27 protein-coding genes are annotated in these 26,160 nt (G+C 33.9%); 4 read left to right on the top strand and 23 right to left on the bottom strand.

Annotated features, from left to right (window positions below; translation table 11 throughout):
- Positions 1–561: 561 nt before the first annotated feature.
- The 4 genes from J6D32_RS09630 to J6D32_RS09645 all read right to left on the bottom strand — a co-directional run bounded on the left by J6D32_RS09630 (position 562) and on the right by J6D32_RS09645 (position 6,187).
- Positions 562–2,193, bottom strand: a complete 1,632-nt coding sequence (locus J6D32_RS09630) for a UDP-N-acetylmuramoyl-tripeptide--D-alanyl-D-alanine ligase (protein WP_006784476.1) — start codon at positions 2,191–2,193, stop codon at positions 562–564.
- Positions 2,193–2,954 (bottom strand): alpha/beta fold hydrolase, encoded by a 762-nt coding sequence (locus tag J6D32_RS09635; protein ID WP_006784475.1) that lies wholly within the window; start codon positions 2,952–2,954, stop codon positions 2,193–2,195. Before J6D32_RS09635 ends, J6D32_RS09630 begins: the two co-directional genes overlap by 1 nt.
- Before the next feature lie 165 nt (positions 2,955–3,119).
- Entirely contained in the window at positions 3,120–3,755 is a 636-nt protein-coding gene (locus J6D32_RS09640) for an LURP-one-related/scramblase family protein (protein ID WP_006784474.1), read from the bottom strand.
- Positions 3,756–3,811: 56 nt separating this feature from the next.
- Positions 3,812–6,187 (bottom strand): YfhO family protein, encoded by a 2,376-nt coding sequence (locus tag J6D32_RS09645; RefSeq protein WP_009607259.1) that lies wholly within the window; start codon positions 6,185–6,187, stop codon positions 3,812–3,814.
- A 139-nt stretch (positions 6,188–6,326) separates the two neighbouring features.
- Here J6D32_RS09645 and J6D32_RS09650 point away from each other — a divergent pair, with 139 nt between their 5' ends.
- From J6D32_RS09650 to rpoD, 3 genes are all read left to right on the top strand, one after another.
- Positions 6,327–7,016, top strand: coding sequence for a radical SAM protein (locus J6D32_RS09650; protein ID WP_006784472.1), 690 nt, complete (start codon positions 6,327–6,329; stop codon positions 7,014–7,016).
- Positions 7,017–7,114: 98 nt separating this feature from the next.
- On the top strand, positions 7,115–7,759 hold the full coding sequence (locus J6D32_RS09655) for a TetR/AcrR family transcriptional regulator (RefSeq protein WP_006784471.1): 645 nt from the start codon (positions 7,115–7,117) through the stop codon (positions 7,757–7,759).
- 280 nt (positions 7,760–8,039) lie between these two features.
- A complete protein-coding gene (rpoD, locus tag J6D32_RS09660) occupies positions 8,040–9,434 on the top strand; it encodes an RNA polymerase sigma factor RpoD (protein ID WP_006784470.1) in 1,395 nt (464 codons plus the stop codon).
- 258 nt (positions 9,435–9,692) lie between these two features.
- Here the strand turns inward: rpoD and J6D32_RS09665 are convergent, their stop codons facing one another.
- Positions 9,693–9,857, bottom strand: a complete 165-nt coding sequence (locus J6D32_RS09665) for a hypothetical protein (RefSeq protein WP_006784469.1) — start codon at positions 9,855–9,857, stop codon at positions 9,693–9,695.
- A gap of 89 nt (positions 9,858–9,946) precedes the next feature.
- On the bottom strand, positions 9,947–10,633 hold the full coding sequence (locus J6D32_RS09670) for a queuosine precursor transporter (protein ID WP_006784468.1): 687 nt from the start codon (positions 10,631–10,633) through the stop codon (positions 9,947–9,949).
- Between the two features lie 355 nt (positions 10,634–10,988).
- Between J6D32_RS09670 and J6D32_RS09675 the strand changes: the two genes are divergently transcribed.
- On the top strand, positions 10,989–11,966 hold the full coding sequence (locus J6D32_RS09675) for a helix-turn-helix domain-containing protein (protein WP_006784467.1): 978 nt from the start codon (positions 10,989–10,991) through the stop codon (positions 11,964–11,966).
- Between the two features lie 153 nt (positions 11,967–12,119).
- Here J6D32_RS09675 and J6D32_RS09680 read toward each other — a convergent pair whose 3' ends face one another.
- The 17 genes from J6D32_RS09680 to rplO form a co-directional block, all read right to left on the bottom strand.
- A complete protein-coding gene (locus J6D32_RS09680) occupies positions 12,120–12,329 on the bottom strand; it encodes a heavy-metal-associated domain-containing protein (protein WP_006784466.1) in 210 nt (69 codons plus the stop codon).
- Between the two features lie 59 nt (positions 12,330–12,388).
- Complete coding sequence (locus J6D32_RS09685) at positions 12,389–13,786, bottom strand: MATE family efflux transporter (protein ID WP_006784465.1); 1,398 nt, start codon at positions 13,784–13,786, stop codon at positions 12,389–12,391.
- Between the two features lie 61 nt (positions 13,787–13,847).
- Entirely contained in the window at positions 13,848–14,291 is a 444-nt protein-coding gene (locus tag J6D32_RS09690; protein WP_006784464.1) for a MarR family winged helix-turn-helix transcriptional regulator, read from the bottom strand.
- A 110-nt stretch (positions 14,292–14,401) separates the two neighbouring features.
- Positions 14,402–16,186: a glutamine--fructose-6-phosphate transaminase (isomerizing) gene (gene glmS, locus J6D32_RS09695; protein ID WP_287467631.1), complete on the bottom strand. Its 1,785-nt coding sequence runs from the start codon at positions 16,184–16,186 to the stop codon at positions 14,402–14,404.
- 357 nt (positions 16,187–16,543) lie between these two features.
- Positions 16,544–17,881, bottom strand: coding sequence for a phosphoglucosamine mutase (glmM, locus tag J6D32_RS09700; protein ID WP_009607240.1), 1,338 nt, complete (start codon positions 17,879–17,881; stop codon positions 16,544–16,546).
- Positions 17,882–17,898: 17 nt separating this feature from the next.
- Entirely contained in the window at positions 17,899–19,317 is a 1,419-nt protein-coding gene (locus J6D32_RS09705) for a CdaR family protein (protein WP_055165239.1), read from the bottom strand.
- Between the two features lie 26 nt (positions 19,318–19,343).
- Positions 19,344–20,111 (bottom strand): diadenylate cyclase CdaA, encoded by a 768-nt coding sequence (gene cdaA, locus J6D32_RS09710; protein ID WP_006784459.1) that lies wholly within the window; start codon positions 20,109–20,111, stop codon positions 19,344–19,346.
- A gap of 237 nt (positions 20,112–20,348) precedes the next feature.
- Positions 20,349–20,711, bottom strand: coding sequence for a 50S ribosomal protein L17 (rplQ, locus tag J6D32_RS09715; protein WP_006784458.1), 363 nt, complete (start codon positions 20,709–20,711; stop codon positions 20,349–20,351).
- A 58-nt stretch (positions 20,712–20,769) separates the two neighbouring features.
- Positions 20,770–21,714 (bottom strand): DNA-directed RNA polymerase subunit alpha, encoded by a 945-nt coding sequence (locus J6D32_RS09720; protein WP_006784457.1) that lies wholly within the window; start codon positions 21,712–21,714, stop codon positions 20,770–20,772.
- 58 nt (positions 21,715–21,772) lie between these two features.
- Entirely contained in the window at positions 21,773–22,162 is a 390-nt protein-coding gene (gene rpsK / locus J6D32_RS09725) for a 30S ribosomal protein S11 (protein WP_006784456.1), read from the bottom strand.
- 16 nt (positions 22,163–22,178) lie between these two features.
- Positions 22,179–22,544 (bottom strand): 30S ribosomal protein S13, encoded by a 366-nt coding sequence (gene rpsM / locus J6D32_RS09730; RefSeq protein WP_006784455.1) that lies wholly within the window; start codon positions 22,542–22,544, stop codon positions 22,179–22,181.
- 19 nt (positions 22,545–22,563) lie between these two features.
- Positions 22,564–22,677 carry a 50S ribosomal protein L36 gene (rpmJ, locus tag J6D32_RS09735; protein WP_006784454.1) on the bottom strand — a complete coding sequence of 38 codons (114 nt, stop codon included), beginning with the start codon at positions 22,675–22,677 and terminating at the stop codon, positions 22,564–22,566.
- A gap of 38 nt (positions 22,678–22,715) precedes the next feature.
- Positions 22,716–22,934: a translation initiation factor IF-1 gene (gene infA / locus J6D32_RS09740; protein WP_006784453.1), complete on the bottom strand. Its 219-nt coding sequence runs from the start codon at positions 22,932–22,934 to the stop codon at positions 22,716–22,718.
- 19 nt (positions 22,935–22,953) lie between these two features.
- Complete coding sequence (gene map, locus J6D32_RS09745; protein WP_006784452.1) at positions 22,954–23,700, bottom strand: type I methionyl aminopeptidase; 747 nt, start codon at positions 23,698–23,700, stop codon at positions 22,954–22,956.
- The gene (locus J6D32_RS09750) at positions 23,700–24,350 is read right to left on the bottom strand and encodes an adenylate kinase (RefSeq protein ID WP_006784451.1); all 651 of its coding nucleotides are present in this window, start codon (positions 24,348–24,350) and stop codon (positions 23,700–23,702) included. The genes map and J6D32_RS09750 overlap by 1 nt, the downstream gene beginning before the upstream one ends.
- 13 nt (positions 24,351–24,363) lie before the next feature.
- Complete coding sequence (gene secY / locus J6D32_RS09755) at positions 24,364–25,644, bottom strand: preprotein translocase subunit SecY (RefSeq protein WP_006784450.1); 1,281 nt, start codon at positions 25,642–25,644, stop codon at positions 24,364–24,366.
- Positions 25,644–26,084 carry a 50S ribosomal protein L15 gene (gene rplO, locus J6D32_RS09760; protein WP_006784449.1) on the bottom strand — a complete coding sequence of 147 codons (441 nt, stop codon included), beginning with the start codon at positions 26,082–26,084 and terminating at the stop codon, positions 25,644–25,646. The genes secY and rplO overlap by 1 nt, the downstream gene beginning before the upstream one ends.
- Positions 26,085–26,160 lie beyond the last annotated feature (76 nt).

Here is a 26,160-nt window from a genome sequence, read left to right on the forward strand (position 1 = left end):
AGCTCTTGCGAAATTTAGACCATCTTATCCTGTGAATTTAATTATTCTTTTCGAACTCTATGAGAATTAGAATAATTTTTCTCAGGGTTATTCAATCCAGCTTCCATCGAGCAATTCGTCTATGAAATTCAATAAAGTCTTCATGGTCATAAACCGACCATTACGCTTTCCTTTCATTTCTACGTCGAATTAACCGCTCGATTCAGCCTTTTAGATGGTTCTAATTGAGCTCTTGCGAAATTTAGACCATCTTATCCTGTGAATTTAATTATTCTTTTCGAACTCTATGAGAATTAGAATAATTTTTCTCAGGGTTATTCAATCCAGCTTCATCGAGCAATTCGTCTATGAAATTCAATAAAGTCTTCATGGTCATAAACCGACCATTACGCTTTCTTTTCATTTCTACGTCGAATTAACCGCTCGATTCAGCCTTTTATTCAATCTAGCTTCGAGGTGCAGAAGCTCTATAAAGTTCCACTCCCATATTAACTCAAAGAGCGAGTTAATAGTGAGTGTTCACTTTTACGATCTTCTAAACGCACCTCTCAGCCTTTTATATTACTCTGCAAATAGTTCCGGTAGGTCATTTTCTAGTAATACGAAGGCACCTGGTTCCACGACTTCGTGCATTTTGGCAAAGGCATCTTGTAGGTTTTCTGCTACGTAGATTGTTTCTGTTGGGTATTCAACTTCCATTAATCCAGCATAGATTGGTTCTGTTTGTTTTTTTCCAACTAGAATGACATAATCACAGTTATCTTTCATGTATGTCCCAAATGCTTTGTTTAAATCATATTGAGCTGTACCTAAATCGACCATACCTGGTGTGATAACGATTCGTTTCCCATTCATTTGTCCTAATACTTCAAGTGCCATTTTAGATCCTACTGGATTTGAGTTGAAAGCATCATCGATAATTGTAAAGTTACCGTTACGACGTAGCTCTAAACGGTGAGTGACAGGTTTCATTTTACGAACTGCCATTTGCATTTTCTCAACTGGAATTCCTAACTCATACCCTAACCCAATACTTGCTAACGTATTATAAATATTATGCAATCCTAAAAGTTTTGTTTGGAATGTTTCAACACGTCCATCTTTAAAGTGAACATTGAATGTTGTTCCTTTTTCGCTGACTTCAATATCACTTGCACGATAATCTGCTTCACGTTCAATCCCATACGTATAAACTTTACACTTACCTTGGAATTTATTTTCATAGTAATCACGAATATTTTCATCATCAATATTAATAAATCCAATTCCGTCTTCAGGCAAATACTCAATCAACTCAAACTTTGTTTGTTTAACATTATCAATTGTTTTAAATGTTTCTAAATGTTGCGGTCCAACCGATGTTAAAACACCGTACTTAGGATAAGCAATTTCACATAACTCATTAATTTCACCAACTTTATAAGCTCCCATCTCAGCAATAAACTTACTATGAATTGGCTTCAAGAAGTTACGAATCGTAATCGTAATCCCCATCGGGGTATTATAGCTTTCAGGCGTCATTAATGTGTTAAACTGCTCTGATAAAATCGCATTCAATGCATGCTTCGTACTCGTTTTACCATAACTTCCGGTTACTCCGATTACATCTAAATCTTTCGAAGACTTCACAATGCGACGTGCATCATTAATAAATCCTAAACGAATCTGCGTCTCTAATGGCTTATTTAACTTATTTGCAAACAACACAATCATATACGCAAATAAATTGAATGTTAATACCCATCCAGGCAACTGAAGTAACAGGTTAAGTGGGACAAAGGCCATTGCAACACCAGAGATTGCTAGCATTACTAAGACTGCCGTTCCAATTAAGCGCCAAACACGTGCCGTAATTTTTAACGGTAACTTTGATTCTTTTGACTTAAAACTTGTTAAATTAGATAAAAATGCCCCAATAGCCGTAATTATTAAAAGTGGAATTGTAATCGTCATAAACGATAAAGGCATCAATAAACTTAAAACAATAACTACCCAATAGGCAATAACAAATACAGATAAAACAGTCGGGAACGAATTCAATCGATGCCCTGCTATCCAATTCGTAAAACGATCATTCATATAATGACACTGTTGTAACATTTGTAAGGCGTGTTTCATTCGCCCCCATAAAGTAAAACATAAAATGATAGAAAGTACCGCTAAAAGCCCCATGATTATATAAGGTAATGCCATTACTTCTCACCTCTTTCTTCTTGTAAGAACACGTCAATCACGCGTAAAAATTGACCTAAACAGTCTAGATATGAATAATGACCAGCGCCCTCAAACACAACCAGTCCCGCTCCAGGAATTTTTTTCTCCATAATTTTAGCATCGCTCAAAGGCGTCGCATCATCTTTATCTCCCCATACTAATAAAGTTGGCACTTTAATAGAAGGCATTAAATGCTGTAAATCTTCATTCACAACCTTACTCATAATCTGACGCATCACAGGTGATGCGTTTTTATAATCCGATGAACCGGCATTCGCCATCATCTGTTCTTTATAAGCACTTAAACCTGGTAAACTTAAAACCTTTTTACCTAATTTATAGCTATAAACACGAGCATAATAATCAATACCACGTTTTGGTTTAATTCCAGCACTATCAATTAACACTAATTTATTTAACTCATTTTGGCGCCCAGCATAAATAATTCCAACACGCCCACCAAATGAATGGCCAAAAATAGTTGGATTTTTAATATCTAACTGCTTTACAAACTTCTCAACCATGTCAGCATAATCATAAACTGACCAAATAGTTTTCGGTTCTTCACTTCGACCGAAACCAGGAAAGTCTAACGTATAAACTTTAAATTCTTTTTTTAATGGTTCGATAATCGGTCGAAATGCTTCAACCTTCTGCCCCCATCCATGCAATAAAAGAAGAGGATGCCCTTCCCCTTCAACTTCATAATAAACATTTAAATCATCTATCTTAATGAACATCGTCCATCATCTCCTAAACTATAGTCTTTACTATTATATGACAATCGTCCATAAAATTTAAGGGTCTAACATAAAAAAACTAACTTTTACAATTAATGCCTAAAAACTCTTTTCAATATTGGCAAATAATCAATAAAAATGAGATGAAATCCTAAAAATCTCATCTCATTTTTCATCTTCTGCTTCTTTTATCGCATCTAATATAGAAGTCAGAAAAATACTTTGCTCAACAGGTACTACATTCGTGTCGTAAATTGTAATTTCATATGTTGTTTTAAATAGTGAGAATTTTTTCTTTATTTTATACAATTCATTCCCACTTTTGTCTTCGATAATATATTCAGGAAAGATTCTAAACATCTTTTGTTTTGAAATAGCTATTTCTTTTCGATTTTCATCATAAAAATGAAATGTTTTTCCCCATCTAAAGAAATCCTCAATTACTTCTTCACCAATAAATCCAACTGTCTCATTACTACTATTATAAACCTGTGCTAATCGATTTAAACGAATGTTCCAACGTTTAATTTGTTGTTCTGAGCCATAAACGTCTCCATTTAAATCAGATAAAACAAGTCGTTCACCAAATAAATTAAAATAAAGTCCCTCAACCTTTCCTACTTTGTTCCCATCCACATAAACCTTATACGATTTATTCAGTGAAAACCAACTCTGCTTCACTTCAATCATATGTGATTGTTCCAAAGTAGTGAGTAAATCTTCTGCATGAACTTCTAAAATACCACCAATAAAAACGAGGCATGCTAACATAAACGCACTTAACACCCTTAACCTTCTCATCTCATCACCTACCTTGTCTTAGTATATGACTTATTGCTACAAAAAATTGCCTCAAATTATTTCGAGGCAATTTTCTTTTTATCTTCGTAATACTTATAGAAGCACCCTAAAATAATCAGTGCTGTAATACTAGAAATTGAGAATCCGATATCAAAACCAGGCGATTTATATTCAAGTGTAATTTCATATTGACCTGCACTCGGAATTTCAATTCCAATAAATCCGCCATTTACATTATGTACTTCTAATAATTCCCCATCTCCATAAGCTTTCCATCCTTCGTCATAAGGAATCGAATAAGAAAGCAGTGTTGGACTTAATGCCACATAATCATGAGAAATTCCATTTTGGGTATAGGTTACATTCTTAACGCCTTTATTTTGTCTGGTCTGAGCCGCTTGATAATATTGAATCTCACCTAGATAGCTTGGAAGAGTACTCAAATCATAAGCCTCAAGACGATATGTTAAAGCCAAATGTTCTACCTGTTCCTTATTTAAAATCATACAATTCAAGAAAACATATTGTTTTTGTTCACGACTTAACTTTTCAAAATCTGTATCCAATACATAGGTATTCATACTTGAGGCTACTGGGACAAAATAATTATTCTTGTATATCGTAATCCCTTCAATACGATCATAATACTCATACCCTGGCAAAGAGGCTTCGTAATCTGGCGTAAAATAATACTTCGCTGATAACGCAGTCGTAATCATATAATCCGTAGCTGAAATAGATAAGCCATTTGTTACATTTTCATTTAACATCCAAGAAAACTCATCGTCTCCCAAAAGCGCCTTATTTCCAATCGAGAAGCCATTATAACCTCGATAAATCGGTTCATTATACTGCGTCTCATAACTATTAATAATGCGATAAAACTCCGGATCAATGGTCTGAATATAGTCTGCTACCGCATAAGTTTCATTCACAATATAATCATTATCCTGTACATACTCCACAACGGCATTCGATTTCTGACTATTCGTTTCAAAATACATATATGCCGTAAATAGACACTCAAGCATCAAAATAACAAAGATAACCTTCCCTCTTAACTGATGCTCTTCCTTTACAATCTCATCTAAAATAAAACAATACAAAGAAATCAATAAATTCATTAATAAAAAAATCATTAAGTACGGCGTAATAGCGATTAATTGAGAGAAAACAGCCTCAGTTGTAAAATTCGTGAATCCTTGATTATTGAAACTATACTCATAAACAAAAATAAACACTAATACCAGTAATAATAGAAATTTATATCCATATTTCGTTTTCTTTAATAACTTTAAATCCAATTTATGCGTATCATTTAATACATAAGCCACTAATAATGAGTTAAATAAAATTAACAGTATCGATAATACATTCATATTTAAAGTTGCCAGTGACGTTACATTAACAAGTTGCATCGACTGCGTCAAAAATACAATCAAAAGTAACCCTATGTAACTTAAAATCGTGAGCCTGCGAGCTCCCTTACTAATCAATTTCACAAACTGTGGGGCTAGTAAAACAACTAGAACAGACTGATATAACGATAAATAATGAGAATGATTAATAAAATTAGCCACCCCCTTATAATTTTCATGAAGAGGTGGGAATAATCCTTGAACCGCTAAAGCTAATACAGATGATAACGTCACTCCATTTTGCAATTCAATTTGAACCGTATTTGAAGCCATCACCAGCGGTAAAATAAAGACCATATTGACTCCGATAATAATAAAGATAGACAAAATAAAATTTTTGATATCTTTATACAAATTATCTTTCTGTGAATGATGCATGACATAAATTCGAATTAAGATATAAATGAATAAGAACGGTAAGAACAATAATAAAAATGTAAAATGAGAGATTAATAACAATGTAAATGTAGCAACAAAGTACCGCTTCTTACCCGACGCGAGCATTTTCTCGGCGCCATATAAAACTAGTGGAACAAAAACAAGCAAGTCAATCGTAATAAACTCATTTAAATTAGTTAAATACCAGCCATTAAAAATAAAGAGCAAACTAGCAATGGTCGTCGTATGAAGTGAAAACCACTTCGTTTCCTTCATATACAAATATAAAGCCCCCGCTGCTAAGCACGTCTTTAAAAATAGCAATGGAAAATATAAAAACGACAAATTACTAGTTGAAAACAACATCGTAATCAAAAAGAATGGGTTATATATCGAATAAACATTCTGAGCTCCTAAAAAATTTCCACCAAGGAAAAAGTTCCAGGACCACATCGGCATCTGTCCCTGAAGTAATAAATCATGTGAATTCGTATAAATCGTCAAATAATTTTCAACAAACTGCCCTGATATAGCATAAATAAAATTACCTGAAAAAATGAAACCAAAGAAAATAATTACAAAGATAATACAAATATAAGTAAAAGTTTTTCTCAACACTTCTGATTTTGTTAACATATCATCCCACCCAAGCTCAATTGAATACATTCATTTTACCACAAAAACATCCGACGTTTACCAAAAAATAACTATAAAATTAAGACACATTACGAGTCATCGTATAAGCACTATGATATACTTAAAAAAGGTGATATAAATGGAAAGATACAATATAATAACGGAAAAATTTCCTCGTGAAATAGTCCTTTTAAAAAGTCGACCTTGTGCCTATGGAAAATGTGCATTTTGTGACTATATCGGAGATAATTCTACAAACGTCGAAGAAATGAACACGCTAAACAAGGAAGTTCTCTCAAACGTTAAAGGTCTATATGATACATTTGAGGTCATTAATTCAGGTAACATATTCGACCTTCCAAAAGAAACATTAAATATGATTAAACAAACAATCGATGAACACGAATTCAAAAAACTTTTTGCAGAAGCACATTGGATTTACCGAGAGCATCTTCATAAAATGCGTCAACGATTTGAAATTGATATGATGTTCAAAACAGGAGTTGAATCTTTTGACTACGATTTCAGGGAAAAAGTCTTAAAAAAAGGAGCACCTTTTAAAAGTGTTGATGAACTTAAGCAATACTTTGATTCGGCATGCATCATGGTTGGTGTGCAAGGACAAACAAAGGACATGATAAAAAGAGATATCGATATTGTCTTAAATCAATTCGATCATGCAACGGTTAACGTCTACTGTGAAAACACAACTATCATCAAACCAGACCCAAAATTAAAAGAATGGTTCCTTGATGAATATAAATGGTTAGACGATGTAAAACACTTGGAAGTTCTTTGGAATAATACTGACTTTGGAGTCGGAGACTAAGACAGCGTTACGCTGTCTTTTGTAATTTATTTTAGGTATTGATATCTTTTAACAAAAAAAGTATACTAATAGTATACTAAATAGAAAGGTTGTATAAAATGGGCGGACCAAATAAAAAAGAAGCCATAGCGGCCCTTCATCGTCAAACAATATTAGATGCTGCAGAACAAGTCTTTTATGAAAAAGGATTCTATGCAACGACGATTGAAGACTTATCAAAAGCTTCATCTTATAGTCGTCGAACAATTTACACCTATTTCGAAAACAAAGAAGATATTTTATACAACATCGTTTTAAAGGGATTAACCTCACTTAATCAGGATTTAACTGACGTCTTGAATATTGAAGGAGATTTTTTAACAAAGTACTACGCGATTTGTAAAGCAATGACCACTTATTATCAAACATACCCTTATTCATTCGATTCCGTTAATACAATGAAAAACTCAGATATCAACCTAAGTGAAATTCCCCCTACTTTAATGCAAATCTTTGCAAGCGGAACTGAAACGAATCAACTTCTTGAGAACTTCTTAAAACAAGGACAGGAAGACGGAATCATTCAAAAAAATGTAAATCCACAACAAGCTGTTTATATTCTATGGGCTAACCTTTCATCTCTAATCACACTTACTCATAACAAAGGTGAATTTATCTCCTCAGAATTAAACATAACAGTTGAACAATTTTTACAAAATGGATTCACACAAATCATCAATTCTATTTTAGAGGTACGCCTCTAAATGTTTCAGTGACCTAAAAACGGACTTTATTTAGTTTTGAAAGATAGAAATTTAACAAAAAAATACTTATTTCTTTTTATACAAACTAAAAAACATCCATAATTAAGCTATGTAATCATTCGGATTTAAAAAAACAAAAATAAAAGCACAATGAATCAAATGATACGCACCCATTTGAGCGATACTAAGGATGACTACTTAGAAAAACTCTATCTGTCATTCCATATCATAAAAAACAACTAGATCTACTAGCAGTTAGGTAAGTAAAAGGAGTGGTTTTATGTCAATGCCGGTATTTGACGAGAAAAAAATTCTTGAAATTAACGATAAGTTAATTAAATTAGGTAAAAAACGTGGTTATTTAACGTACGATGAAATTAATAATAGTTTTGCGGAAGTACAATTAGATCCTGAAATGATTAGTTCATTTTTAGATTTATACGAATCTGAACAAATTGATATCGTAAAAGCCAAAAAAGTGGTTGAGACTCCTAAAGTCAAAAAAGAAGTTAAAGAAACACCAAAAGTGCAAAACACTGAAGAGGAACAAACAACAACTGAAGAAGCTGATTTTGAAGAAAATGAGGAAGAGGAAAATATTCCAGCAGACTTTAAAATTGAAGAAGAAGATGAAGAACCATTTGACGCATTCGAGATTACTTCACAATTAAAACTTAGCGATCCAGTTCACATGTATTTAAAAGAAATCGGACGCGTTGAGTTATTATCAAGCCAAGAAGAAATCAAATTTGCTAAAAAAATCGAACGCGGAGATATTTTAGAAGAAATATTAAAATACCGTCGTCAAAATGAAGCATTACCTCAAGAATTAATAGATCGTATCGATTTACTTATTCAAGATGCCGGTGAAGCTCATGATGGAAATGAATTATTAGTTGGAATTACTGAATTAACAGAAGAAGAAGCTGATCGTGTTCTTCACGAAGCCGAATACGCTAAAAAACGTCTGGTTGAATCGAATTTACGATTAGTTGTAAGTATTGCTCGCCGTCATATCGGACGCGGAATGTTATTCCTTGATTTAATTCAAGAAGGAAATATGGGATTAATCAAAGCAGTAGAAAAATTTGACTACCGTAAAGGATTCAAATTCTCAACATACGCCACATGGTGGATTCGCCAAGCCATTACACGTGCCATTGCGGACCAAGCACGTACCATCCGTATTCCAGTTCACATGATTGAAACAATCAACAAACTAGTACGTATTCAACGTCAATTAGTCCAAGAATTAGGTCGTGAGCCATTACCAGAAGAAATTGCTGAAAAAATGGAAATTACACCTGAAAAAGCACGTGAAATTTTAAAAATCTCTCAAGAACCAATTTCATTAGAATCACCAGTTGGTGATGAAGCTGATTCAAGTTTAGGAGATTTCATTCCAGATGCTGATGCTTTATCACCATCAGACTTCACATCAAATGAAATGCTTAAAAAAGAATTAGCCGAAGTTTTAGAAACATTAACAGACCGTGAAGAACGAGTTCTTCGTTTACGTTTCGGTCTTGAAGATGGACATACACGTACACTTGAAGAAGTAGGAAAAGAATTCGGTGTAACTCGTGAACGTATTCGCCAAATTGAAGCGAAAGCCTTACGTAAATTACGCCACCCTTCAAGAAGCCGTCGTTTAAAAGACTTCATGGAAGAATAAAAAGCAGAGCTTAGCTCTGCTTTTTATTTTACCCTCTTATACTCTGCCCCGTTTTCTAAACGACTTAAATAGCCATGATTATATAAATGTCGACCAATTGTTTCGAATATAATCTCACACATTCTGCTTATCACTTAACTTAACTAGATAACTCTCATTCAAGCGCTCATCATTCAACAAACCATCCTCTAAATGCTCTGAACGACAATAACGTCCTTCCTCAAAAATCCTTATTCTTATATTTCGACTTAATTCCCGCTACAAGTCTAGACTTCGCATCCTCATCCACTTCATCAACTCATCAAGATAAACAGCATGCTTCTTGTCGCACGAAACAAGATTACTTAAAAATCTCCCGTAACTTTCATTATCGCCGAACCACTCTAACTTAACTTCATTATCTTTTACAAACTTTAACTCCATAATCTCTCCCCCTTTATTTACATCATTATAGAAAAAAGGTCAGAATAATCTGACCTTCTAAAAATATTATATTATCACATATATAATTGTTATAAATCTAACGGTTTTACCTTTTTCAATAAATAAACAAATGGAGTATCGCAAATACTTAAGATAGCTTTAACAAAATATGTAACAAAGAAAATTGATATAGCCGCATCTAATTCCCATAATCCAAACATATACACAATCGCTGTGAAAATGAAAGTATCTATTAACTGACTTAATAAAGTACTTCCATTATTACGTAACCATAACCACTTATCATGAGGAAACTTTTCCTTAATAAAGTGGAAAATATAAACATCAATGCTTTGAGAAACTAAGAACGAACATAGTCCTGCAATGGTGAATACTGGTAACGCTAAACCAAATAAACCTTCCATATACGGTTGTGCCCAGTCAGATGCTTCTGGTTTAAACCATAATGAAAATTGAGTCACAATTAAAAATGATAACTGCGTAAAGAATCCCATAAATACGGCTGACTTTGCAGCTTTTACTCCATACTTTTCACTTAATAGATCTGTTGATAAGAAAATACCACTAAACATTGTATTTCCTAAGGTTGTTACAATACCGAAAATAGTGGTTGTCTTTGCTACTTGAATATTAGCCGCAATAACGCTCATTACAATATAAGCATATAGCCCCTTGCGTCCAAATAACTTGTAGCTTAACACAACTAAACCAAAGTTTGTACACACAAATAATAGTGCAATTAATTCATTTGTCATACTAGTCACCCTTACCTTTAAACTTTATAACAATAAAAAAAACTCCTAATAAAAAACAGGAGCAGATAAGATCATGATTAAACAAACGCATAGCAAAATAAGCCTAACGTTCGCTAAACTAGACCTCCTATTTTTGATAACGCTGGATTCTGCCAACAGCATGAGGATTTTATAATGTTACAGTTTCATATTATAACATAGAAAAAGATTAAAAAAAACTCTCTCTTCCCCTAAATTAGGATACTAAAAGGCATTATTACATATTTTAATGTTTATAGAAACGTTCTCGTATAGATTTATACTATCATTATATTTTATAATATAAATAAATAAACTTAATAGAAGTGAGGACAAAATGGAAAAGACAGAATATCCCAATTTGAACGGTTATTATATTAACTTTCAACTTCTTACACAGAAATTAAAAGAAATTGCTCAAGAAAAAGGGATGACACAAAGTGAACTCGCTGCTGGCATTACACCTCGGGATCATTTAAACAAAATCTTAAATGGTAAACGCAATCCTAGTCTTGAGCTTCTCTATCAACTTTGTAATAAATTGCGTGTTGATATTCGTGTCTTAATTGAACAGTGTTATTACATTAACTTTGAGCAAACAAGTGACTATATGCATCAAATGAAGCAATGTACAACAATGGGCAATTACGACCTTTTAGAACAACTTCTTCAAAAATGTGCCAACCTTCCCGATTTTCAATATGGAGTAGGAAAACAAGCCTATACTTATCAACAAGGAGTGGTTCAGCTCAAAAAATATAAAAATGCTGCTAAGGCACTTGAATATTTTAATGAGGCTCTTCGCACTTTTTCTTTAATGGACGAAACAGGGAGTGAAAGACTTCATATCTTTACAATTGAAGAAATCGGGATTAATACTGACAAAGCTACTTGCTTATTCACACTTGGACAACGTCAAGAAGCAATTGAATTATTAACAACATCAGTTGAAAGTCGGTTAGCAAATTATGAAAATGTCGAAACACTCCATATTTTAAGAGCTTATTTCTATTTAGCGCAATTTTACCTACAAGAGAAAAATTATGTTAAATGTATCGAGATAGCAACTAAAGGAATTAATCTATCTAATTGTAAATTCGTCTATATCTATGCTGGAGATTTAAATGCCACTAAAGCTACAGCACTTCATTTTTTAGGAGATGAGGAACATGCCACGTTCCATTTCCGTAGAGCGTATGAATTTTACAACTTACTTGGAAGCTCCCGAATTTCAACTATGCTCGATCGACACCTTGAAATAATTGGTTTTGACAAGAATAAAATTAAATATGATGTAACTCATCCCATCCAATAACTATTACTAAATGAAAAAAACATCTTTAAAAAGAAAGATGTTTTTTTGCTATCCCTGTTTTATAAGATAAGTCATCCCGAATAACCTTATCTTGTGTCTAATTATATCTTATAAAATAAACAAAAAGAAGTGTGCATTTGCACACTTCTTTTACTATAATTGGATATTAAAACCTTGATCTTCTATTTTTTCAATCAAAATAAACTGACTAATAAACTTTTCATCATAATCAATTTGAACTAGCTTAGTCTTCAAATCAATTTTTACTTCTTTAACACCAGTAATTCCTGCCACAGCATCATGAATAGATTTCACACAATGTTGACAGCTCATATTTTCAACTTTAATCAACAGTTTACTCATCACTAACGCCCCCTTACATCTATCTTAGACTATTTAAGCGTTCAAAATCAATCGAAATATTATGCTTGCATAATTTTCTCTGGATGAGTTACCTCCAATTGCGGTTCTTTAGCTTCTTTTAAGCCACGTACCGAGCGGAAGAAAATGATTCCTGTAATTAAAGATGCTAATCCATCAGCTACTGGCCCTGCTAACCAAACACCCGTTAATCCTAAACCACCGATATGAGGCAAGATAAGTAAACAAGGAATTAATAAAATCACTTGTCTCAATAAACTTAAAAACATCGAAACTTTTGCTTTACCAATTGATAAATAGAAGTTTGAACTAATGATTTGGAATCCGAGCACTGGTAACATGAATAAGAAGATTTTCAATCCACCTGTTGCCATCTCTGATAAACTTGCATCATTACTAAACAAACGAATTAACGCTTCTGGATACGTCTGAATCACAATCCATCCAAACGTCACGATAATTGTTGCAACAATAACTGCGTACGTTACAGCTTGTTTAACACGATGGTATTTTTTTGCACCATAATTAAACCCGATAATTGGCTGTGAACCTTGATTTAGACCGAATAATGGCATCGTAAAGATTAACGAGATACTACTTACAATGGCCATAGCACCAATTGCTAAATCTCCACCATACATTTTTAGTGAGTTATTTGAAATAACTTGGACAATACTTTGTGCGATTTGCATCGCAAATGGACTCATCCCAATCGAGAAAATACTAAGAATAATTACCTTATCTAACTTCATACTTTGACGTGTAATTTTAATATTACTTTTACCTTTAGTGAAATAATATAAAATCCAAATCGATGATGCAATCTGAGATAAAACAGTCGCAATGGCTGCTCCTCGTACACCAAGTCCTAATACGAAAATAAAAATAGGATCTAATAAAATATTAATACCTGCCCCAATTAACATTGATAACATTGCAATTTTTGGATTACCATCACTACGAATCGAGTGATTTAATCCAAAACTCATCATATTAAAGATTGTCCCGATAAAGATAATTTGCATATATTGTGAAGCATAAATCTCTGTATCAGCACTTGCCCCAAACATTGATAAAATCGGGTCCATAAATAAGAGACCGACAACTGTTATTAACAAACTTAAAATTAATATTAAAACGAAAGCATTCCCTAAATGGTGCTGCGCCTCATCTCTTTTATGCTGCCCTAACTTTAATGAAATACGGGCACTTGTTCCAAGGCCAACTAGCATCCCAAACGCCATAATAATCGTCATAATTGGCATCGTAATTCCGACCCCAGTTAAAGCTAGCCCTCCAACCTCAGGAATATTTCCAATATACATCCGGTCAACAATATTATACAAGGTATTAACCATCATCCCAATAATCGCTGGAACAGAGAATTGAATTAGCAACTTAGAAACCTTCTCTTCTCCCAAAACATTTGGTTTATTCATTTTAACTCCTCCTTAAATACAGTGTATCTGCAACTAATTTAAATAAAAAATAACCTTATAGCTATTTTTCATTTCTTAAATCTTCAACAGCAGAAATAGCATTACATAAAATTTTGTCAGAGATAGCTGAAAATTGTTCACATTCCTCATCGGTTAAGCCTTCAACTAACTCATCTGTAATTTCTTCTAAAACCTTAATTATCACTGGCATCAATTCATGTGCCTTCTCAGTTAAATATAATTGATTATATCGTCGATCATTTGAATTACAAACGCGATAAATATAATCATTTTCCTCTAACTTTTTTAAAGCTTTTGCTGTTGTTGCCTTATCAATCATTACTAATTTAGTTAGCTCTTTTTGACTAATTCCTAAATTACGTTCTATATTTATTAAAAAGATGTATTGTCCATATCCTAAATCATAAGGCTTCAATTTATGATTAATTAGAATCTGACGATATCTATAAATAATAGACATTGATTTACCAATTGACTCGTTCATGATCTCACCGCATGTCAAAAATTTTATACCCTACCTATCCTATCACCATTAGGATGTATTTGCAACTATTATAACTCAAAAAAATACTCCCCATTAGGGGAGTATTCATTTTATTCAACTGTTACAGATTTCGCTAAGTTACGTGGTTTATCGATATCAAATCCGCGTTGTAATGCCGCATAATAAGAAATTAATTGTGTTGGCACAACGGTTACTAATGGTGTTAGTAATGGATGTACGTCATCAATCACAATTTGGTCAGTTTCAGAACTTAATGATTTTAATGAGATGACAACTGTATTTGCTCCACGAGCTTTAACTTCTTTCACATTTGAACGTGTATTTAAGTTAACAGACTCTTGAGAGACAATCGCAATAACAGGAGTCCCTTTTTCAATTAAAGCAATCGTTCCGTGTTTTAATTCTCCTGCTGCGAATCCTTCCGTTTGAATATAAGAAATTTCTTTTAATTTTAATGACGCTTCAAGTGCGACATAGTAATCAACATGACGACCAATATAGAAGCAGTTACGAGCTGTTAAGTAATCTTTTGCAATATCCGCAAATTGCTCTTTATCATCTGTAATACTTTCCATGACATTTGCAACAATGGCTAATTCACGTGATAAATCTAAATTATGATTTTCTCCTACACGAGCAGCTAAGATCGCTTGAACGGCTACTTGAGCGGTATATGCTTTTGTTGAAGCAACTGCAATTTCAGGACCTGCATATAATAATAAAGTATGGTCTGCTTCACGAGATAAAGTTGATCCCGGTACATTTGTAATGGTTAATGATTTATATCCTAATTGTTTAATTTTAACTAATACAGCACGGCTATCTGCTGTTTCTCCTGATTGAGAAATAAAGATGAATAAAGGATTTTGACTGATAACTGGCGTATTATAAACAAATTCAGATGAAATATGAACTTCAGTTGGAATCGCCGCTAATTGTTCAAACATTTGCTTTCCTACGAAACCAGCATGCATACTTGTCCCAGCAGCCACAATATATAATCGATCTGCTTCACTGACAGCTTTGACGATTTCTGGATCAATTTTAATTTCTCCATCCTCGAAATATTGTTCAACAATACGTCGAATAACATAGGGTTGCTCATCAATTTCTTTTAACATGTAATGAGGATATGTTCCTTTTTCGATGTCAGATGCATCAAGTTCTGCTGTGAATGGATCACGTTTAATTTTAACTCCTAATAAGTTATAAATGGTAACCTCTTCACGAGTTAATTTAATAAATTCTTCATCTTCAATTTCAACGAATTGATTTGTACACTGTAACATTGCCATTGCATCAGATCCAATCATATTGAATCCTTCACCAAGCCCAATTAACATTGGCGACTTGTTTTTAGCAGCATATAATACTTCAGGATTCTGTGCATCGATGACTCCTAAAGCGTAAGATCCGTGTAAAATACTCATCACGTGGCGAATCGCTAACTCAACATCTTCTTTTTCTAAAACAAATTTTTCGATTAAGGCAACAATCACCTCAGTATCAGTATCTGAAATAAAGTGGTAGTTTGGTAAATACTCTTTACGTAATTCTAATTCATTTTCAATCACACCGTTATGCACAACTGTGAAACGCCCAGTGCTTGATTGATGAGGATGAGAATTACGTTGATTTGGTGCTCCATGAGTTGCCCAACGTGTATGCCCAATTCCTACTGTTGATAAAACTGTTTCGTCAACGACTGTACGTAAATGTGCAATACGTCCCTTATCTTTAAAAATATGAACTCCTGCCTCGTTCACAACTGCAATTCCTGCTGAATCATATCCACGATACTCTAATTTTTCTAACCCATTTAATAAAATATCTTTAACGTCTTGCCCACCAATATATCCAACGATTCCACACATAAAAATTCACAACTCCTTATTTAATATAATTTAGTTAGAGCTGCTTTCTATTTATCTTTTTCTTCAATTTTGTCGTAAGAGTTACCTCTTAGTTTTGTTTGAAGACTACGACTGAGATATCCAGCCGGAAGGCATCCGCCGAAAAATCGATTAACCTTCACCTCGTCAGCTGCTCCTACCCTAAAACACAGCTCTGGCGCTTAATATGAATAGATCTTCTTTCTACCCTTGCTACCCTCCTTCCCACTATGAAAGCAACATTTCCATTATATCATATGCTAATGATTTTAAAATGCTATTTTATATTTATACCTAAAAAAACATAAAAAGGAGTGATAAATCACTCCTTTTTAACTACTATTTCAATTCTTTTTCTACAATAGCTAAGATACGCTCTACATAGCTTTCACATAACTCTTCTGTTTCAGCTTCAACCATAACACGAACTAATGGTTCCGTTCCTGAAGGACGAACTAAGACGCGGCCTTTACCATTCATTTCTGCCTCTACTTCAGCAATCACAGCTAAAATAGCCTCATTGGTCATCATGGCATTTTTATCTTCAACACGAAGATTTTTTAATAACTGAGGATACTTAGGCATTTCTTTAGCTAAATCAGCAAGTGATTGACCTTTTTCAACGATAATTTTAGCTAATTGAACTGCACTTAACATTCCATCTCCAGTTGTTCCATAATCTAAGAAGATTAAATGTCCTGATTGTTCTCCACCGAAGTTGTAATCATTTTTCAACATTTCCTCTAGAACATAACGATCTCCAACTTTCGTTTGGACACTATGTAATCCATTAGCTTCAACAGCATTATAGAATCCTAAGTTACTCATAACAGTTGAAACGACTGTTCCTTGTTTTAATAATCCTTTTTCATTTAAATAGCGACCAACGATAAACATAATGTAATCACCATCAATAATGTTTCCATTATGATCAACCGCAATTAAACGATCACAGTCTCCATCAAAAGCAAATCCTAAATGTGCTTCATGCTTCACGACTTCTTTTGCTAAGTTTTCCGGATGAGTTGAACCACAATTATGATTAATATTAATTCCATCTGGATTAGATGATACAGTTACAATATCAGCATCTAAATCAGCAAATAATTGAGGTGCTAATGCTGAACTTGCTCCATTCGCACAATCTAATACAATCTTTAATCCCGTTAATTTTTGACCAACAGTTCCTTTAATAAAGTTCACATATTTTTGAGATCCCATTTGGAAATCTTCAACACGTCCGATTTCACCAGCAATTGGACGTGGTAGTTCATCACTTGAATCAATTAAAGCTTCGATTTCTTCTTCTTCTTGGTCACTTAATTTATATCCACTATGGCTAAAAATTTTAATTCCATTATCTTGAACTGGATTATGAGAAGCAGAAATCATAACTCCCGCATCAACATCTAAATTTTTTGTTAAGTAAGCTACTCCTGGAGTGGTAATCACACCAAGCGTTAATACATCAGCACCAGATGACACTAGACCTGCAATTAAGGCACTTTCTAATAATTCACCAGAAATACGAGTATCGCGCCCGATTAAAACCTTAGGACGAGTATTTTTTTCCTTTAAATGATGTCCTAAAATACGTCCTAATTTTAATGCGAATTCTGGAGTTAGCTCAGTATTTGCTACTCCTCGAATTCCATCTGTTCCAAAGTATTTTCCCATATATAATAACCTCACTTTTATTCTGTAATTATGACATGAACCTTAGACTTATTAGACTCAACTAACACACCAGTTGGAGCTTCAATAGTAATTGGCACTTCATATTCACCAACACCATATCCCATAAGATCGATATATATTTTTATATCATCACTTGATATAGAATTCAACTTTGTCGTTGACCCTTTTAACGTAACATCTAACATCGCATCCTCTAAAGTTTTTGCTTTAATACGATAGTTAGCATCTAAGTTTTTAAAGTCTACTGAAACATCTTCTAATACCTTCGTTTGTGTTTCCTCAAACGTCACCTTTACTTTAATTGTGTCGGCATCCATTTTATGAATATTTTCCGGCTTATCTAATTTAACAATCAACTCATTATTCTCATCCAATTGATACAAGTCAACCTGAATTTGTAATTTCTCGAAAGTTTCAAGTTGAGAAGCTTCACCATATAATTTAACCTCGGATGGCGTTAAAGTCAATCCACTAACACTATACCCATCTGGTGCATTCCCAGTTACAATTGCCTCTACTGGTACTACTTTACTCGGACTTGTCACTTGGACAGTTGCTGATAACTTGTCTGGTTTAATTTCTACATCTAGTTTATTACCTAGTTTATCATAAGCAAAAACAGGAGCTTCATAGTCAGCTAATTTTGTTAAATCTGAAACATCAATAATTGCCTTAACACTTGCCACTTGGTCAACTACTGTTTGAGGACCTTTTATTTTTACAGTATCTAGTGCCAATTGAGGTTCACTTAAAACATACATTTCATCAATCTGATCTAAATTAACAAAATCTGCCTGAACTTTTTTATCAGTCTCTGTTAACGCCATAATCGTAACAACGATTGTACTTGGATCAATTTTAACATCTAATTTATCCCCTAATTTACTATAAGCTAAATTAACTTTATGCGTACCAGGAGGTAAATCTGTTAAATCTGCATAAATTTCAAAACTACCTTTTGTTTTAGCAATATCAACCTGACTCTTATCCCCTATTAACGTAACATCAACAGTGTCAGGAAGTCCTTCAATTACCATCCGCTCTTTATCATAATATGAAACAAGTGGATAACTATTAATATCTACTGAATACCTTTCAGTAACACTTGGTGCATATCTAGTACTTGCAGCAACAATAATGGCAACGATTAAAGCTAAAATTTTAGTTAACTTCTCATTTCTTAAAAAACTCTCATAAAAATGATCAAGATTATTAACCTTTAAAATACCTAAAATCAAACTAGGAGTAGTTAAAAATCTCCATATATTCTTGAAGAACGAAGAAATTTTCTGAAAAAACTTTTCAGTATCTTTTACTGTTTCAATTGCAATCTGACGAGCAATTTCATTTGAATCAACGTCAGGTTTCTGATTTTTGTTTGCTTTAGCTGATTTTTTAAAAAATGGGTTTTTCATTGTGACACCGCCCTTACCATTTCATTCTAACTTAGATACTGTTTTAAATCCCTTGAGAATAAATCTACTTGATCATAAACCTTTAGTTCTCCCTTATATGCAATAGAGAATCTTCCTGTTTCTTCTGAAACAACTAAAGTAATACTATCAGAAATTTCACTAATTCCAATAGCTGCTCTATGACGTGTACCAAATGCCTTATTTATATCCTCACGTCTTGTAGACGGTAAATAAGCTCCGGCACAGTATAATTTACCATCGCGAATCATAACAGCTCCATCATGTAATGGTGTAGTAGGTACGAAAATAGTTGTTAAAAGTTCTTGAGATATCTCTCCATCAACAATAGTAGATGGGGTAATAAACTCATCTAATTTGACCCCTCTTTCAATGACTATTAATGCCCCAATGCGACGTTTAGCTAAAAATTCCACTGAATTAGTTAATATACTAACAATGTCCCGATCACCTAAAATATTTTTTTCCCTATTTAAAGTGCTATTACGGCCGATTTGTTCAAGACCACTACGAATCTCAGGTTGGAAAACGATTATAATTGCAAGTAGGCCCCAGTCAATAACATTCCCTATAAGTGAATTTAATGTATAGAGATCAAAAACTTGACTGATGATGTCAATGATATAAATCAAAATGACACCCTTTAAAATTTGAACGGCACGTACATTTGATTTAATTAATCTTAAAACATAATAGATAATTAACCATACAAAATAAACATCTAATCCCACTAATACCAGATTTAAAAAAGTAAAATCTTCTACTGTATTAATCAAACTGTCGGCCTCCTTTTTACAACATTTTTATTATATCATACTTACAAAAAATATAAATCTTTCCTTGTAAATTAAAAGAATAAACTAACACATTTTTCCAACAAAATCGGTTCATTTTTAAAAAAACATCCTAATATTATCATTAAAACAATCATAATCACCGTACAGAATTAGTATGTTTCTTTAAACAAAAAAAAACCTTAAAACATATCAAAGATAGTTTTAAGGTTTTTAAAATTATACTAACTCGATAACTACCATATCAGCTGCATCCCCACGACGAGGTCCAACTTTTAAGATACGAGTGTATCCACCATTACGCTCAGCGTAACGAGGTGCGATATCAGAGAATAATTTTTGAACTGCAGTTGCTCCAGTTTCATCGTTAGCGATTTCTGCACGTACATATGCAGCTGCTTGACGACGAGCATGTAAGTCTCCGCGTTTACCTAAAGTAATTAATTTTTCAACTACTGAACGTAATTCTTTAGCGCGAGCCTCAGTTGTAACGATACGTTCATTGATAATTAAATCAGTTGATAAATCACGTAACATTGCTTTACGTTGATGACTAAGACGTCCTAATTTTCTGTAAGCCACTTAAAATTCCTCCTTCCATTGAAAAAATGGAATATAACATTTATAAAAAATAGATTATCTATTTAGTGCAACCTAAGCTTAATCCTAATTCGTCAAGTTTATCCTTAACTTCTTTTAATGATTTTTTACCTAAGTTACGAACTTTCATCATATCTTCTTCAGAATGACGAGCTAATTCTTCTACTGTATTGATTCCAGCACGACGTAAACAGTTATAAGAGCGAACTGATAAGTCTAACTCTTCAATTGGCATTTCTAATACTTTGTTTTTCTCTTCATCTTCACGCTCAACGATAAATGATGCAAGTTGCCCTGCTTCATTTAAGTTAACTAAAATACTGAAGTGTTCAACTAAGATTTTAGATGCTACAGAGATAGCCTCTTGTGGATTAATACTTCCATTTGTCCAAACTTCTAATGTTAATTTATCGTAAGATGCATCTTGACCAACACGAGTCTTTTCAACATCATAAGATACACGTGTAACTGGTGTGTAGATAGAGTCGATAGCGATCTCTCCTGCGCTTTCAAGTAACTTTTTGTTATCATCAGCACCTACATATCCATTACCACGACGAGCTTTCATAGTCATACGTAAACGACCAGTAGCTGATAATGTAGCAATGTGTAATTCAGGATTGATGATAGTTACTTCTTCGTCACACTCGATATCAGCTGCAGTAACTGCACCTTCACGAGCTACATCAATACGAAGTTCTTTAACTTCTTCTGTATCAATTGATAAGATTAAGTTTTTTAAATTTAAAATGATTTGTGTTACATCTTCTACTACACCATCGATAGCGGTAAATTCATGTTGAACTCCCTCTATAGAGATAGATGTTACTGCAGCTCCAGGAAGTGATGATAGTAATACTCGACGTAAGGAATTCCCTAACGTAGTACCATATCCACGTTTAAGAGGCTCAATAACAAATTTCCCATAGAATTCATCTTTGATGTATTCTTCAACTTCAATTCTTGGTTTTTCGATTTCTAACATCGATTTCCCTCCTCAGGATCGCTTAATAGTAGGGTACTACTTTCAAATTTCTTCCTGATTAACCACGTGGGTGTTTTGGTGGACGACAACCATTGTGAGGTACTGGAGTAACGTCTTTGATAGCTGTTACATCTAATCCTGCTGCTTGTAAAGCACGGATAGCAGCTTCACGACCAGGACCAGGTCCTTTAACAGTAACGTCTACACTCTTCATACCATGATCCATTGCAGCTTTAGCAGCAGCTTCTGATGCCATTTGAGCAGCAAATGGAGTTGATTTACGAGAACCTTTGAATCCTAATGCACCTGCACTTGACCATGAGATTGCATTTCCATGAGGATCAGTAATCGTAACAATTGTATTATTGAAAGTCGAGTGGATATGTGCTACACCTGTAGCAATATTCTTTTTAACACGACGTTTACGAGTAACTTGTTTACGTGCCATGTGATGACCCTCCTAACTATTTTTTCTTATTAGCAACTGTTTTACGTGGACCTTTACGAGTACGCGCATTATTTTTAGTGTTTTGTCCGCGTACTGGTAAGCTACGACGGTGGCGAACACCACGGAATGACGCAATTTCCATTAAACGTTTGATGTTTAATGAGATTTCACGACGTAAGTCACCTTCTACTTTTAATTTATCTACTTCAGTACGAATACGGTTTAACTCATCTTCAGTTAAATCGCGTACACGTGTATCTTCAGATACACCAGCTGCAGCTAAAATTTGTTGAGCTGTTGGTTTACCGATTCCGTAGATGTATGTTAATGAAATTACAACGCGTTTATCGCGAGGAATATCGATACCAGCAATACGTGCCATACATTGCACCTCCTAAAGCTTATCCTTGTTTTTGTTTATGTTTTGGATTTTCACAAATTACCATTACTTTACCTTTACGGCGAATAACTTTACATTTATCGCAGATAGGTTTTACAGATGGTCTTACTTTCATGAATTAAAACCTCCTCATTTTTGATTATATCGGAGTCTCTATTTATGACGATATGTAATGCGCCCACGTGTTAAATCATAAGGAGATAATTCTACTGTTACTTTATCACCTGGTAAAATACGAATGAAGTTCATACGGATTTTACCAGAAACGTGAGCTATTAATTGATGACCATTTTCTAATTCTACTTTAAACATAGCATTTGGCAAATTATCGATAACGGTAGCTTCTACTTCAATAACGTCTTGCTTAGCCATTGATTATGCCTCCTTATCTTTATAACTTAGTTAATATTTCATATCCATCGTCAGTGATGACAACAGTATGTTCAAAATGAGCACAGATACTCTTATCTCTTGTTACTACAGTCCAATTATCAGCAAGAGTACGAACGTATCTCTCACCAAAATTAACCATAGGTTCAATAGCTAAAGTCATACCTGTTTTCAATCTTGGTCCTCGTCCTGGAGGTCCGTAATGTGGAATAGAAGGATCTTCATGGAGATCTTGACCGACACCATGACCCGCATACTCACGAACAATTGAATAATTATGAGATTCTACATACGTTTGAATCGCATGAGAAATATCAGATAAACGATTATTCGCTTTTGCAAATTCTAAACCGATAAATAATGATTCTTTTGTAACATCAAGTAAATGTTGAGCTTCATCTGAGATTTTACCAACTGGATAAGTCCAAGCTGAATCTCCGTGGTATCCATTATATTTTGCACCAATGTCAATTGAGATAATATCTCCTTCTTTTAGTACACGATTTCCTGGTATACCATGTACAAGCTCATCATTAACTGATGCACAAATACTTGCAGGGAATCCATGATAACCTTTAAAAGAAGGTATAGCGCCTTGACTGCGAATAACATCCTCAACAATTTTATCTAAATGTTTTGTTGTTACGCCAGGTTTAATGTGTTTTTGGACCTCATGATGAGCCAAAGCAACAATACGCCCAGCTTCTCGCATAATTTCAATTTCGCGTGGAGTCTTACAAATAATCATTAATTATTGCCTCCGAGTACGTTTTGAATCTCTTCAAATACAAGATCAATTGATTGCTGACCATTAATATTAACAAGATTTCCTGCTAAAGAGTAATAATCTAATAATGGTTTAGTTTGATTAACGTAAACATCTAAGCGATTACCAACCGTTTCTTCATTATCATCTTTACGTTGATATAATTCGCCACCACATTTGTCGCAAACACCCTCAACTGCAGATGGATTGAAGATTTTATGATAAGTTGCTCCACAAGAACGACAAATACGACGTCCTGTTAAGCGCTCTTTAAGAATATTTAAATCAACATCAATATTAATTACATAATCAATCTTTGAATCAAGCGAAGTCAGTATTTCATCTAAGGCTTTTGCCTGATCTACTGTTCGTGGAAAACCATCTAACAGGAATCCCGACTTGCAATCTGATTCAGACAAGCGATCCTTTACTATACCAATTGTAACATGGTCAGGTACAAGTGCACCTTGATCCATGTAACGTTTAGCTTCCATACCTAATTCAGTTTGGTCTTTTATCGCTTTCCTAAACATATCACCAGTTGAGATATGTGGAATTTGATAAGTTTCAATAATTTTTTCTGCTTGAGTACCTTTACCAGCACCTGGAGGCCCCATAAATACGATTTTCATCATATCACCTCGATTATTTGATGAATCCTCTATATTTTTGATCCATTGTTTTTGTTTGGATTTGCTTAGCAGTTTCAATTGCAACTCCTACAACAATCAGTAAGCTAGTACCACCAATTTCTACACTACTAGGTAAATCAGTGATTGCGCCAAATAAGATTGGTAGACCCGCAATAACAACTAGATAAATAGCTCCAATAAAAGTGATACGTGATAATACTTTAGATAGATATTCTTCAGTATCCGCACCCGGACGAACGCCTGGAATATAAGATCCTTGTTTTTTAAGGTTTTCAGCCACTTTTTCAGGACTTACTTGTACGAAAGCGTAGAAGTAAGTGAAAGCAACGATTAATACAACATATAAAATAAATCCAATTGGTTGTGTGTAGTCAAAAATTGTTGTAATCCATTTCGTAACTCCTGATTCAGGAAGAAACGATACTACAGTTAACGGTAAACTCACTAATGAAACCGAGAAGATTACTGGAATTACACCTGCTGAATTTAACTTCAATGGGATAAATGAATCTTTTCGTCCTGATAACTGAGCTGAATTATGTCTATTTGCATATTGAATTGGTAATTTTCTAGTTGCGCTTTGTAAATATATAACAGCAATAATTGTTAAAAGCAATAGTGCAAGCACTGAAATAAATGCTAATACATTTGAAAGTGTTATATTTACCAAGTATTTCGTGTATAAATCGTTTAGCATATATGGAACACGAGATAAAATACCTGCCACGATAATCATTGATGTACCATTACCAATTCCCTTGCTAGTTATTTGATCAGCAAGGAAAATCATAACAGCAGTACCTGCTGTCATCGTTAGAGCGATATATAGATAAGTTAAAATAGAATGACTTTCTAATAAAACTCCTCCATACATTAAGTCGAAACCAATTGCCATTGTAATAGCTTGTACAAAGGCAAGTACTAACGTGACATAGCGTGTTAATTGATTTAACTTACGCTTACCAGTTTCACCTTCTTTTGCCCATTCAGACAAAATAGGGATAACATCCATTTGAAGCAACTGAATAATAATTGATGCAGTAATATAAGGAGAGATAGACATTGCAAACAATGAGAATCGTTTTAATGCCCCTCCACTTAATGTATCAATAAACCCAAGCATAGGAGTTTGAGCAGAGGCTTCTAACACAGAAGTGTTGATGGTTGGCACAGGAATATAAGATCCTAAACGATAAACGATAAAAATCATTAACGTAAATAGAATCCTTTTTCGTAAATCAGCGTTCTTCCATATTTTACTGAAAGTAGCCATTATACCACCTCGATTGATCCACCTAGAGCTCCAATACGTTCTTCTGCTGTTTTTGAGAATTTAGCTGCTTTAACAGTTAATTTCTTCTCTAATTGTCCTTGTCCTAAAACTTTAACCCCAGAATGTAATTTTTTGATTACTCCAGTTTCTAATAAAAGTTCTGCAGTAACAATTGTTCCGTCTTCGAATTTATTTAATTGATCTAAATTAACGATAGCGTACTCTTTACGGTTAATGTTTGTAAATCCACGTTTTGGTAAACGACGGAATAAAGGAGTTTGACCACCTTCGAATCCGATACGAACTCCACCACCTGAACGAGCGTTTTGTCCTTTGTGTCCTTTACCTGCAGTTTTACCTTGACCAGAACCGTGACCACGACCGATACGTTTTCTATCTTTACGAGACCCTTCAGTATAAGTTAACTCATGTAATTTCACCGAAAGTCACCTCCTTTGATTATTTCTCTTCTACAGTCACTAAATGAGATACTTTATTAATCATACCGCGAACAGC

The sequence above is a fragment of the Turicibacter sp. genome (assembly GCF_017941855.1).
Taxonomy (GTDB): Bacteria; Bacillota_I; Bacilli_A; order MOL361; family Turicibacteraceae; genus Turicibacter; species Turicibacter sanguinis.

Coding starts and splice junctions, on each gene's coding strand:
- J6D32_RS09720 (WP_006784457.1), bottom strand. CDS start 21,714: ATGTTAGAAATCGAAAAACCAAGAATTGAAGTTGAAGAATACATCAAA.
- J6D32_RS09690 (WP_006784464.1), bottom strand. CDS start 14,291: ATGAACGAGTCAATTGGTAAATCAATGTCTATTATTTATAGATATCGT.
- infA (WP_006784453.1), bottom strand. CDS start 22,934: ATGGCTAAGCAAGACGTTATTGAAGTAGAAGCTACCGTTATCGATAAT.
- map (WP_006784452.1), bottom strand. CDS start 23,700: ATGATTATTTGTAAGACTCCACGCGAAATTGAAATTATGCGAGAAGCT.
- rpmJ (WP_006784454.1), bottom strand. CDS start 22,677: ATGAAAGTAAGACCATCTGTAAAACCTATCTGCGATAAATGTAAAGTT.
- J6D32_RS09635 (WP_006784475.1), bottom strand. CDS start 2,954: ATGTTCATTAAGATAGATGATTTAAATGTTTATTATGAAGTTGAAGGG.
- rpoD (WP_006784470.1), top strand. CDS start 8,040: ATGTCAATGCCGGTATTTGACGAGAAAAAAATTCTTGAAATTAACGAT.
- J6D32_RS09665 (WP_006784469.1), bottom strand. CDS start 9,857: ATGGAGTTAAAGTTTGTAAAAGATAATGAAGTTAAGTTAGAGTGGTTC.
- J6D32_RS09750 (WP_006784451.1), bottom strand. CDS start 24,350: ATGAAAATCGTATTTATGGGGCCTCCAGGTGCTGGTAAAGGTACTCAA.
- J6D32_RS09705 (WP_055165239.1), bottom strand. CDS start 19,317: ATGAAAAACCCATTTTTTAAAAAATCAGCTAAAGCAAACAAAAATCAG.
- J6D32_RS09645 (WP_009607259.1), bottom strand. CDS start 6,187: ATGTTAACAAAATCAGAAGTGTTGAGAAAAACTTTTACTTATATTTGT.
- J6D32_RS09655 (WP_006784471.1), top strand. CDS start 7,115: ATGGGCGGACCAAATAAAAAAGAAGCCATAGCGGCCCTTCATCGTCAA.
- J6D32_RS09630 (WP_006784476.1), bottom strand. CDS start 2,193: ATGGCATTACCTTATATAATCATGGGGCTTTTAGCGGTACTTTCTATC.
- rpsM (WP_006784455.1), bottom strand. CDS start 22,544: ATGGCACGTATTGCTGGTATCGATATTCCTCGCGATAAACGCGTTGTA.
- J6D32_RS09680 (WP_006784466.1), bottom strand. CDS start 12,329: ATGAGTAAACTGTTGATTAAAGTTGAAAATATGAGCTGTCAACATTGT.
- J6D32_RS09685 (WP_006784465.1), bottom strand. CDS start 13,786: ATGAATAAACCAAATGTTTTGGGAGAAGAGAAGGTTTCTAAGTTGCTA.
- J6D32_RS09675 (WP_006784467.1), top strand. CDS start 10,989: ATGGAAAAGACAGAATATCCCAATTTGAACGGTTATTATATTAACTTT.
- glmS (WP_287467631.1), bottom strand. CDS start 16,186: ATGTGTGGAATCGTTGGATATATTGGTGGGCAAGACGTTAAAGATATT.
- secY (WP_006784450.1), bottom strand. CDS start 25,644: ATGGCTACTTTCAGTAAAATATGGAAGAACGCTGATTTACGAAAAAGG.
- glmM (WP_009607240.1), bottom strand. CDS start 17,881: ATGGGAAAATACTTTGGAACAGATGGAATTCGAGGAGTAGCAAATACT.
- rpsK (WP_006784456.1), bottom strand. CDS start 22,162: ATGGCACGTAAACAAGTTACTCGTAAACGTCGTGTTAAAAAGAATATT.
- J6D32_RS09650 (WP_006784472.1), top strand. CDS start 6,327: ATGGAAAGATACAATATAATAACGGAAAAATTTCCTCGTGAAATAGTC.
- J6D32_RS09670 (WP_006784468.1), bottom strand. CDS start 10,633: ATGACAAATGAATTAATTGCACTATTATTTGTGTGTACAAACTTTGGT.
- J6D32_RS09640 (WP_006784474.1), bottom strand. CDS start 3,755: ATGAGAAGGTTAAGGGTGTTAAGTGCGTTTATGTTAGCATGCCTCGTT.